This window comes from Dethiosulfatibacter aminovorans DSM 17477, from assembly GCF_900142005.1.
Classification (GTDB): domain Bacteria; phylum Bacillota; class Clostridia; order Tissierellales; family Dethiosulfatibacteraceae; genus Dethiosulfatibacter; species Dethiosulfatibacter aminovorans.
This window is the reverse complement of sequence record NZ_FQZL01000016.1, coordinates 75732-86867: the sequence shown is the minus strand read 5'-3', so window position 1 is coordinate 86867 and position 11136 is coordinate 75732. Positions and strand designations below refer to the sequence as shown.

The following is an 11136-nucleotide window of genomic DNA, read 5'->3' as shown; positions in this document are numbered from 1 at the left end:
TATATCGCTGATTACTGCCATGAAAACGACATCAACACAGTTGTTGTTGGTGATATTAGAGGTATTCGGGAAAACAAGAATATTGGCAGAAACAATCAACAGCTGCATTCACTACCCTACAGGATTGTCTATTCTTTATTGGACTATAAACTAAGGTTGTATGGTATTGAAATGGTAAAGCAAAAGGAATACTATTCCAGTAAGTGTTCTCCCAACAGTAAGGATATATCTAAGAAGTATGCATTCAAGACCAACCGTAAATACAGGGGGCTATATGTGGATGGAAGTAATATCTATAATGCCGATTGTGTAGGTGCATATAACATTCTCAGATTGTATTTGAATAAAAAGAATAAAGACCACATAGATTATGGGAATCTATGTAGTCCAATAAATGTAACCGTGTAAGGAAACTAGCGGTATTGGTCGTAGGAACCGGCCTTTGTGGTAGCGCAAGCGACACATAAACAAATTCTTTGGGTGCATGCCCTTAGATGTTCGGTAATTCATTGCCGAGTAGTTCACTTTGCTGGGGTATAATCATAACTGATACATTGTGACGTTAATTAACAAAACATAAAATGATGAGGATGCTTGTAAAAATAACAGGAGAGTAGATAAGAAATAGTGGGAAATACAGTGAAAATGAACAAGACAATAGGAATGGTTGCACATGTTGATGCAGGAAAGACAACGCTTGTTGAGCAGTTGCTATTGCATACCAATTCAATAATGGCAGCTGGAAGGGTTGATTCCGGAAACACTGTCATGGACTATCATGAAATAGAAAAGAAGCGTGGAATTACCGTTTATTCTGACCAGATCACGGTGGAATACAATGATTCCAAATTTCACTTTGTAGACACGCCGGGACATGTCGACTTTTCATCGGAGATGGAAAGGACAGTGAGGATTCTCGACTGTGCCGTAATCATACTGTCCGCAGTCGAGGGAATAGAGGGGCACACTCATACGGTATGGCAGACCCTTAGAAAGTACGGTGTGCCAACGGTTTTTTTCATAAACAAGATGGACAGGGAAGGAGCTGATTTCAACAATGTCGTAAAGGAAATCAGGAAAAACTTCACCGAGGATATTTGCGTGGTTTCAGAACCGGCAGGCAGCAATGACATCAGGGATATCGAAAACCTCCTTGATGGAGAGACTGTATCCGAAAGTATTGTGGAATTTCTGGCTGACCGTGATGATGAAATGATGGAGAAGTATATCAATGGAGAAACTATGGAATATTCCCAATCCATTGAAACCCTGAAGTCCATGTTCAACCGTGGTGATTTGTTTCCATGCCTCTGCGGTTCCGGCCTCAGGAATTCAGGAGTGGATATCCTTCTTTCAGTGCTTGAAGATCTTCTTGCAACAAGTTACTGCAGTGATTCCGATTTTGCCGGAACGGTATACAAGATACGGTACGACAGGACCGGCAACAAGGAAGTCTTTGTGAAGGTCCTTTCGGGCAGGCTTACGGTGAAGGATACAATACCACATAAGAACCTGGATATGCTAGAAGAGAAGGTCAATTCAATTAGGACAGTCATAGGTAAGAAGTCAGTTCATAAGGACGTCTTGGAAGCAGGGGAAACTGGTATGGTATCGGGGCTTAACAGATCCTATGTAGGCGAAGGCCTGGGTAAGGAAGACGACTTCGGCAGCCTGTCCCTCCTCCCGGCCCTTAAGTCTAAGGTCATATACAATGACAGCATAAATCACAGCAGGATTGTTGAAATATTCAACATACTGACGGAAGAAGATCCGCTTATAGATGCTGTCTGGATGGAAGAACTTGGTGAACTGCATATTAATGTAATGGGCATCATACAGTTAGAAGTGCTTCAGCATGCAGTCAAGGAAAGATTCGACATAGATGTGGAGTTTGGCAAGCCGGAAGTGGTTTATCGTGAAACCATTGCTGAAGAGGTTCTAGGGTTTGGTCACTTCGAGCCCTATAAGCATTATGCCGAGGTGGAACTCAGGATAGCACCCGGGAAAAGAGGTGAAGGAATCCTGTTCTCCAGTGAATGCAGTCTGGACACACTTGATTTAAAATGGCAGCGAAATATTGAAAAGAACATTGAAGATGGGTGCAGGAGAGGAATTCTAACCGGGTCAAGGCTTACTGATCTCAATATCACCCTGGTAAATGGAAAAGCCCATGAAAAGCATACAAGCGGCGGTGATTTCAGGCAGGCAACCTTCAGGGCCATAAGACACGGCATCGAGCAGTCAGAGTCGGTTCTTCTTGAACCCTACTATGATTTCACCGTCAAAGTCAGTCAGGAGCTGGCAGGCAGGGTAATGAGCGACATGATGAACATGAAGGGAATTGTTGAACCACCGGTGTCAGACGAGATGAATTCGATAGTGTCGGGCATGGTGCCCGTATCAACTTCAATGAACTATCCTGCTGAACTTGCTTCCCTTACCGGTGGAAAGGGGATCTTATCCATGGTTTTCAAGGGATACGACAGATGCCACAACCGGGAGGAAGTCATTTCAAGGTACGAATACGACAAGGACAGTGATCTTGACTACACATCGTATTCGGTGTATTGTTCCAAGGGAAAGACATTTATGCGTAAAGGAAGGAGAGATTGACGCCTTCTGAAGGAAAATAAATTCAAAAGGCAGTGATTTTGAACGGGATTCAAAGTCACTGCCTTGTTTATATTTTTGTTCTATTTATTGAGTTCCTTAATCTTGAGACCGAGTATTTCCCTTGCCTCATCGGGAGTTGCTACTTGTCTTCCCAGTTCCTTTGCCATCCTTGCCACTTTTTCCACAAGCTGGGCGTTTGATTCTGCCAGTACACCCTTTTCGATGTACACATTGTCCTCGAATCCTACCCTTACATGACCACCCATTGTTATTGCCTGGGCTGCAAGTGGCATCTCGTATCTACCTATTCCGGCTACTGTCCAAGTGGATCCAGCTGGGATGCTGTCTGCAAAGTAGATAAGGTCCCTTGGCTCTCCGGGACATGCACCCGGTACTCCAAGAACGAAATCGAAATGCATTGGAGTATTGAGTATTCCCTTCTTGGCCAGCTTGACTGCATTGTTAATCATGCCTCTCTCGAAACATTCGATCTCAGGCTTCACGCCAAGCTCTTTCATTCTGTTTGCAAACTTGAGGATGTATTCCTCAGTGTTCATGAACACGTCAGGACCGAAGTTTGTGGTTCCGGTGCTCAGTGTCGCCATTTCGGGACTAAGCTCTATGGGCTGCATCCTTTCCTCAGCCGAGTGCCATACGGCTCCTCCTGTAGATGGCTGGAAAATCACGTTGCATTTCTCTGCAATCTTTTCTTTGATTTCCTTGTAGACATCGTAGCTCTGAGTTGGATTTCCTTCCTCGTCTCTTGCGTGCACGTGCACAATTGATGCGCCGGCCTTGTAGCATTCATAGGCAGCTTCTGCTATCTCATCCGGTGTTAGTGGAAGATTAGGCTGCTGCTCTCTTGTTACCTCTGCACCAGTAAGTGCAGCTGTAATGATCAATTTCTCCATATTGACCTCCTAATTAAATTTTTTGCCTGATTAAAGTGCCTCAAACTTTAATCATATATTATCTTATTATATTTGACCGCAATAGTAAAGGGAAATATGCGAAGTGCAGCGGAGTGGAGCTGATCATTCGATTTAGGAAATAACCCAATATTATTCCGGGAATACATGAAATTTTTATGGAAATGTGTTATAATGAAAAAGGATTTAGAAATAGTAACTCAAAGATTCTCCTTGATTTTGACCATGAAGAGATGATTCTCTTTAAAATAAATTAATAGGAGGGACATTAATGAGTAGAGACAGATGGAACAACAGATTGGTTTTTGTGTTGGCGGCTGTAGGTTCGGCTGCTGGGCTCGGAAATGCATGGTGTTTCCCATATGTATGTGCCACCAACGGTGGCGGTGCTTTTCTTATTCCGTATTTTGTAGCGCTTATAACTGCAGGTATACCCGTACTCATACTTGAATTTGTAATTGGACATAAATTTCAGGGTGGGGCGCCTACATCACTGGCGAATTTTGGAAAAGCGGGTGAAATTCTTGGTTGGTTTGCTACATTCATCAGTTTTGTCATAGTCACATATTATTCCGTGATCATGGCATGGGTATTCGACTATCTGTGGTATTCCTTCAGCATAGCCTGGGAGGGAGATTCAGGTGGATTCTTTTTTGGAAGCATACTCAAGCTGACAGATGGTCCGTGGGAGCTTGGAGGCTTCAGTATTCCTGTACTTATCGGTCTGGTGCTGACATGGATATCAATTTACCTGACCATCAAGGATGGTGTCCATACTGTGGGCAAGGTTGTCAAATGGACAGTGGGTCTTCCCGTACTGCTTCTTTTCATCCTGGCTGTAAGCGGAATGACACTGGAAGGAGCTATGGATGGAATAAACTACTATCTTACTCCGGATTTTTCAAAATTAACGGATTTCAAGGTTTGGACAGCAGCTTTTGGACAGATATTCTTCTCCCTGAGTGTAGGATTCGGTGTAATGATAGCCTATTCCAGCTACCTTGACAAGAAATCGGATATTACAAACAATGCATTCATGACTGCTCTGGCAAACAGTGGAGTGTCATTTCTGGCAGGATTTGCAATATTTTCCACACTTGGATACATGGCCGCATCTACAGGCTCTACCGTAGCAGAAGTTTCAACTGCAGGTGTTGGCCTGGCGTTTGTTGTTTATCCTGAAGCAATCAGTCTGCTTCCTTTTGGTGCAATAGGACAGACAATCTTTGCTCTTGGCTTTTTTATTGCCCTTCTGACTCTGGGAATAGATTCGGCATTCTCGCTTGTTGAAGGAACGTCTACTGCGATTTCCGACAAGTTCGATTTCAACAGGAAGAAGACAACAGTAGGCGTAATACTCATTGGATTTGTAGTGAGTCTTGTCTATGCGACAAAGGGAGGTCTCTACTGGCTTGACATCGTAGACAGATATATCAACAATTTCGGTATACTTGTAGTAGGATTCATAGAGATCCTTGTGATTGCAAGGCTAATGAAAGTTAATAACGTACGGGAATACATCAATGAAGTCAGCGACATAAAACTTGGCAAATGGTATACAATACTTCTTGGAATAGCATCACCCGTTATCCTTGGAATAGTCCTTGTGATGACAGCCTATACTGAAATTATGGATTTGGTGAACAAGACAAACTACTATGCAAGCTATCCTACAAGTGCACTGATTCTTGGAGGATTGATTATGCTTCTCGTTACACTTCTTGCAAGTGTGATATTTGTATTTTTCAAAACAAAAAATGCTAAAGAAAATTCAGAGGAGGCTTGATTATGAATACTGGTGCTGTAATTATGCTGATATTCGGAGCGGTATTTCTATATGGAGGCCTTGGTGTGTGCTTTTCAATAGCAAACAAGGCAGGAAAAAAAGAAACAAAGTGAATAGATAAAATTAAGAATAATACGGGAATCCAAGGTTTTACACCTTGGATTTTCTTTGTATAGCTGCTTTCTTGCAGCTCAGGAAAGTTGAATATGCATAAACCCTTGAAACGTTGGTTTTATGCTTTCAATGGAACTTTCCTTTACGGCTTAATAAATGTTTGCACATTTAACGCATCAAAGCTGCTTTCTTGTGATAAAATATTATATGCTGAAAAATTGAGACAGAGGTATTTATTATGATAGAAATGGCAGTGAAGAGGCTGAAGAAATCCTTTGGAGCCGACCTGATTTTTGAAAATATTGAATTCGATATAAAATCCGGAGAAAAAATCGGGCTGGTGGGAAAGAACGGTACGGGTAAAACAACTCTTTTTAAAATAATAATAGGCATTGAAAACAGTGAAGGAGAGGTATTCAAGAGAAAGGAAGCTGCAGTGGGCTATCTGGAGCAGATTCCACTCTATGGAGAAGAGGTCAAGGCTGAAGATGTCCTTGCGGAAGCATTCAAGGAAATTAATGCTCTAAGGGAAAGGATGACTGATTGTGAAAACAGGATGGGTTCTTCTTCTGAAAACCAGGATGCGGTTATAGAGGAATACGGCAGGCTTCAGATGGAATACGAGAGCCTTGGAGGTTACGATCTTGAGGAAAAATCCAGCCGAATAATAGAAGGGATGGACATAGGAAGCCTTCTTGTCAGGAACTTCAACCACCTGAGCGGAGGGGAGCAGACTAGAGTCATGCTTGGGAGGATGCTCTTGATGGAGCCCGACATCCTACTTCTTGACGAGCCTACAAACCATCTGGACTTGAAGTCTGTTGAATGGCTTGAAGGATACTTGAGGGACTATCGTGGAGCTGCGTTGTTGATATCCCACGACAGGTATTTTCTAGACAATACGGTGAGCAAGATAATAGAAATGAGAAGGGATGGATCCGACGTCTATTGCGGCAACTATTCATACTATGTCGTTGAAAAGGAAAGACGGTTCTACGAAGCCCTTAAATGGTACAACAACCAGCAGAAGAAGATAAAGAGGATGGAGGAGCAGATACACAGATTCCGGGTATGGGGAGAAATGCGTGACAGTGAAAAGATGTACAAAAAGGCCAAGGAGCTTGAAAAGCGCCTTGAAAAAATGGACATGCTGGACAGACCCGTTTTAGACAAGAAAAAGATAAACCTGGGGGGACTCAAGGGTGGCAGGACAGGCAAGATAGCAGTGGAAGCCGACAGTCTGGCAAAATCATACAATGGAGTGAAGCTTTTCTCTGAAGCGGGATTTGAGGCATATTTCGGAGACAGTCTGGCCCTTTTGGGAGACAACGGTACAGGCAAGACGACCCTTCTGCGTATATTGATGGGAGAGGTTGAGGCCGATGAAGGGGAAACATCTCTCGGATCAAGGGTAAAGGCAGGATACCTCCCGCAGAAGATAGAATTCGAAGATTCTGACTTATCCGTACTTGACTACTTTACAACCAATCTTGGACTTACGGTTTCCGAATCCAGGAAGGAACTTGCAAAGATACTATTCTATGGAGAGGATGTTTTCAGAAAGATATCAATGCTTTCCGGCGGGGAAAAGAGCAGGCTGAAGCTAAGCTGCATATTGCATGAAAAGGCGAACCTCCTGTTTCTTGACGAGCCTACGAATCATCTTGACATAGATTCCAGAGAGATACTCGAAGACACCCTTATGGATTTTGAAGGGACTATCATATTTGTTTCCCACGACAGATATTTTATCAACAAACTTGCAACAAGGGTGGGAGAATTGAGAAACAAAAGACTGAGAATATATAACGGAGACTATGAATATTTCAGAACGATGAAGGAAAGGGAAGTGGAGAAGGAAGCCGAGCTTATTGAAAGGAAAAAATCAAAAGCATCCGCTGGAAAGGACTGGAAGGACAGGAGCAGGAAGACCTTGAAATCCCTGGAGAAGAAAAAGGCTGCAATTGAAGGGGAAATCTCCGGAATTGAGGAAGGGATAGAGTCACTCGACAAGGAAATGGATGAAAATCCAACAGACTACAGCATCCTTGAAAAACTTCACCTTGAAAAAGAGGAGCTTGAAGATAAGTGCTTTGAGAAATATATGGAACTCGAAGAAATAACAATTGAAATAGAAAAAGAAAAGGAGAATGTCGATGAAGGTTAAAATTGCTCAGATACAAATGCACATAAGAGAGGACAAGGATGAAAACATAAAGAGGGCGGGAGAGTTCATAGACGAGGCTGCAGAGAGGGGCGCGGACATAATTGTTCTCCCTGAAATGTTCAACTGTCCCTACAAGGCGTCATGCTTTCCGGAATATGCTGAACTGCCGGGAGGAAAAACCTATACCTTCCTTAAGAATAAAGCTGCAGGAAAAGGGGTATACATATTTGGAGGATCCATTCCTGAAAAGGATGAGGAATCCAGAGTTTTTAATACATGCTTCATTTTCGACAGGAAGGGAAATGAACTCGGCAGACACAGGAAGACCCATCTTTTCGATATAGACGTAAAGGGAGGGCAGTCCTTCAGAGAATCCGACACCCTGACTCCGGGAAACGGACCTACCGTTGTCGATACGGAATTCGGCAAGATAGGTGTGATGATATGCTATGATATAAGATTCCCGGAATTTTCAAGGATGATGGTAAACGAGGGTGCCGGAATCATAATCGTACCAGGAGCCTTCAATATGACAACAGGACCTGCCCACTGGGAGATTCTCTTCAGGACAAGGGCGGTGGACAACCAGGTGTTTACCGTTGGGACAGCGCCTGCGCGGGATGTGGACAATTTCTACGTATCATACGGAAATTCCATGGTAGTGTCACCATGGGGTGAAATCCTTGGCAGAATGGAAGGAGAGGAGGCAGTCATGCTTACGGAGATAGATACGGAATTGAATACAAAAATAAGGAACCAGCTTCCGCTTCTTAAACATAGGAGACCTGAAATCTACAAATCATAAATTGAAATGATTACAAAGTTGAAATAATTACAAAAGCTATTGACAAACATGTGAAAAGTCATTATTATATAATTATACTTTCATTATTGTTGTGGATTCAGCAATAAACAATGCCAATATTGCAGCTACAGACGTCATGAAGATGCTGGATGCTGCATTAGGATAATAAAAGGAGGATACTATGTTATCAAAGAATTTACTGGACGAACTAAATCTTCAAATCAAATACGAACTTGAATCGGCTCATTACTATCATGCAATGCAGACATACTTCGATTCAAACGATCTTCCGGGTTTTGCAAACTTCTTCAAGGTTCAAGCACAGGAAGAGAGATTCCATGCAGACAAGTTTTACGGTTTTGTATACGAGATGGGTGGAGACGTAGAATTGACATCCCTTGATCTTGTAGGTAAAGACTTTTCATCTCCTCTTGATATTTTCGAAAAAGCCCTTGAGCATGAGAAATTCGTGACAAGCAGAATATATCACCTCATGGACATAGCAATGGAAGAAAAGGAATATGCAACTCAGTCAATGCTCAAATGGTTCATAGACGAGCAGGTTGAAGAAGAAGATTCAATGAAAACAAAGGTTGCAAAGCTTAAAAGAATAGGCGACAATCCAAACGCCCTGTACCAGATGGACGCAGATCTTGGCGGAAGAGTATTCACAGAGCCCGCAGCTGAATAATAACGATGAAAAAAATCAAGGAGACCTCGCGGTCTCCTTTTTTGTCTAATATATGCCTGAACATGAATTTGTTTGAGTGGCAGTTGCCTTTGATTATAACAAAAAGAATAATATATTTAAGTGAGGTCTCGACTAATAGGTATCAACAATCACATTTATAGATATTGAAATTGTTGTACCTTGCTAGCGGCTACAGCCTCCTGAAATGTTCAGGCGTATAATTCTTAGCCTTCATTGCATTCCTGATATCCTCAAGCATACTTTCCTTGTCCTTGTTGAGTACACCGCTCAGATTCACATAGTTTGATACATGATTGCTTCTGAAAATACAGTCTTCAAGGTCCATGCTTTCAAGCATCAGATAAGTTTCATCCATGATTTCATCTGGAGTCATAAGCTTGAATTTTCCGCTTCTCACATCGGCGGCAAGTTCGGTGCCTTCATCAATATTAAGTGTCAGCAAGGCAAAATAGTTGGGATTTATTGCTGAAATAACCCTGGCGGAATCAAGAGCGTGCTCTTTTGAAAGTTCGTTGCTTCCGATTCCCGATATTATCATACAGGAGAATGTGAAGCCTGCATCGATAGCCTTTCTGCCGGCTTCGATCATCTGGTTCCCGTTGACACCCTTCTTGATTCTTCTAAGGATTTCGTCATTTCCTGATTCAACACCCATGTAGAGCATGGCAAGACCTGCTTCCCTTATGATTTTCAAATCCTCAGGAGTTTTTCTCAACAGGTCCTTCGGGCCGGAATAGCATGAAATTCTTTCGGCATTTGGAAAGTTTGACTTTACTATTTCGAGATAGTGGAGTATCTTGTCAGTTGCCAGACATAGGAAATCTCCGTCCGCTATGAATATCTTTCTTGGATTCGGGTCATATCTTTTAATGTATTCAATGTGAGCCATTACTTCTTCGTCGTTTCTTATTCTGAATTGCTTTCCCTTGTACATTCCGCAGAATGTGCAATCATTGTGGGAACATCCCTCTGTTATCTGTATTATCAGACTTCTTGCCTCGCTTGGTGGTCTGTAAACCGGACTGCTGTACATAATTTTACCTCTTTTCTATTTTTATATCTTCTGTGATAGCTGCTTTCTTTCAGCTTTAGAAAGTATAAAATGCATAATCCCTTGAAGCGTTGGTATTATGCGTTTAAGGAAACTTTCTTTCGCGACTTAATAAATGCATTCGCATTTAACGCAGCAAAGCTGCTTTCTTGTGAAATATTATATATATAATACACCTGAAAGCAACTAATTGCAATAGTTTTTGCATTTATTATGGTATATTTTTTGCGAGTACTATCGAAAAAGAATGTATTGGTGAATCAACCGAAATTTTTAACTATTTGCTGAATCTTGGGCTTTTGATGACATTCAACATATTTATGGACAATTTTTGATGCTTTGAAAGGCAAAAAGTAGTATAATAATATAATCGTCGGCTGTTTATAGTTGAAAATTCATGGCAGGAGGAGATATTTTGAAAAAATTAATGGGAATATTAGGAAGGATACTGTTTATTCTGCTTTTTGGATTCTTCATGTCATTTTTCGTATTTGAATCAATAGGGGAAGAAGGCTTCAGTTTGACAGGAATGCCCGTCAAGCTTATGATAATGATTGCTTCTTTTCTGGTGATGTTCATAGGACTGTTTGTTTCTTTCAAGAATGTGAAGCTTGGAGGTTTCATAATCATGGTAGGGGGATTGTTCAATGCCTTATACATGATATTGGGTGGAGGAGCTGAATATATTGATGCAGCTCTTATATTTGGAGTTCCTTTTATTATATTGGGTGTGATGATAATGGTTTCATTCAGAAAAAAAAGCAAATACTATTGATGCGGATTCAATGCCGCATCTTAATTTGTAATCAAAATGTTGACGTAGAGCCATTCTAGTGATATTATTAACATATTAATTTGCTTGTCATTTACCTATCGGTGATTTTTCCCAAAATCTTATTAAAACATATCTAATAAGGAAGCAGATGTGCTGCGGTAACTGCGTAAGCGGTTATTTAAAT

10 protein-coding genes are annotated in these 11136 nt (G+C 41.6%); 8 read left to right on the top strand and 2 right to left on the bottom strand.

Translation table 11 applies throughout. The features are described 5' to 3' along the window. Positions 1 to 408: IS200/IS605 family accessory protein TnpB-related protein (locus BUB05_RS11315; RefSeq protein ID WP_139258003.1), on the top strand; the 408-nt coding region annotated here is incomplete at its 5' end. Positions 409 to 627: 219 nt separating this feature from the next. Then, entirely contained in the window at positions 628 to 2613 is a 1986-nt protein-coding gene (locus BUB05_RS11310) for a GTP-binding protein (RefSeq protein ID WP_139258001.1), read from the top strand. Between the two features lie 80 nt (positions 2614 to 2693). Here the strand turns inward: BUB05_RS11310 and kce are convergent, their stop codons facing one another. Next, positions 2694 to 3524, bottom strand: coding sequence for a 3-keto-5-aminohexanoate cleavage enzyme (kce, locus tag BUB05_RS11305; protein ID WP_073049725.1), 831 nt, complete (start codon positions 3522 to 3524; stop codon positions 2694 to 2696). Between the two features lie 289 nt (positions 3525 to 3813). Between kce and BUB05_RS11300 the strand changes: the two genes are divergently transcribed. The 5 genes from BUB05_RS11300 (at position 3814) to BUB05_RS11285 (ending at position 9105) form a co-directional block, all read left to right on the top strand. Next, complete coding sequence (locus BUB05_RS11300) at positions 3814 to 5328, top strand: sodium-dependent transporter (protein ID WP_073049724.1); 1515 nt, start codon at positions 3814 to 3816, stop codon at positions 5326 to 5328. Between the two features lie 2 nt (positions 5329 to 5330). After that, entirely contained in the window at positions 5331 to 5441 is a 111-nt protein-coding gene (locus tag BUB05_RS18560) for a MetS family NSS transporter small subunit (RefSeq protein WP_139257999.1), read from the top strand. Between the two features lie 239 nt (positions 5442 to 5680). After that, on the top strand, positions 5681 to 7609 hold the full coding sequence (abc-f, locus tag BUB05_RS11295) for a ribosomal protection-like ABC-F family protein (protein ID WP_073049723.1): 1929 nt from the start codon (positions 5681 to 5683) through the stop codon (positions 7607 to 7609). Beyond that, positions 7599 to 8414, top strand: a complete 816-nt coding sequence (locus BUB05_RS11290) for a carbon-nitrogen hydrolase family protein (RefSeq protein WP_342747102.1) — start codon at positions 7599 to 7601, stop codon at positions 8412 to 8414. The genes abc-f and BUB05_RS11290 overlap by 11 nt, the downstream gene beginning before the upstream one ends. Before the next feature lie 181 nt (positions 8415 to 8595). Beyond that, entirely contained in the window at positions 8596 to 9105 is a 510-nt protein-coding gene (locus BUB05_RS11285; protein WP_073049721.1) for a ferritin, read from the top strand. 190 nt (positions 9106 to 9295) lie between these two features. Here BUB05_RS11285 and BUB05_RS11280 read toward each other — a convergent pair whose 3' ends face one another. Next, positions 9296 to 10159, bottom strand: a complete 864-nt coding sequence (locus BUB05_RS11280) for a radical SAM protein (RefSeq protein ID WP_073049720.1) — start codon at positions 10157 to 10159, stop codon at positions 9296 to 9298. Between the two features lie 433 nt (positions 10160 to 10592). Here BUB05_RS11280 and BUB05_RS11275 point away from each other — a divergent pair, with 433 nt between their 5' ends. Then, entirely contained in the window at positions 10593 to 10952 is a 360-nt protein-coding gene (locus BUB05_RS11275; RefSeq protein WP_073049719.1) for a DUF7670 domain-containing protein, read from the top strand. Positions 10953 to 11136 lie beyond the last annotated feature (184 nt).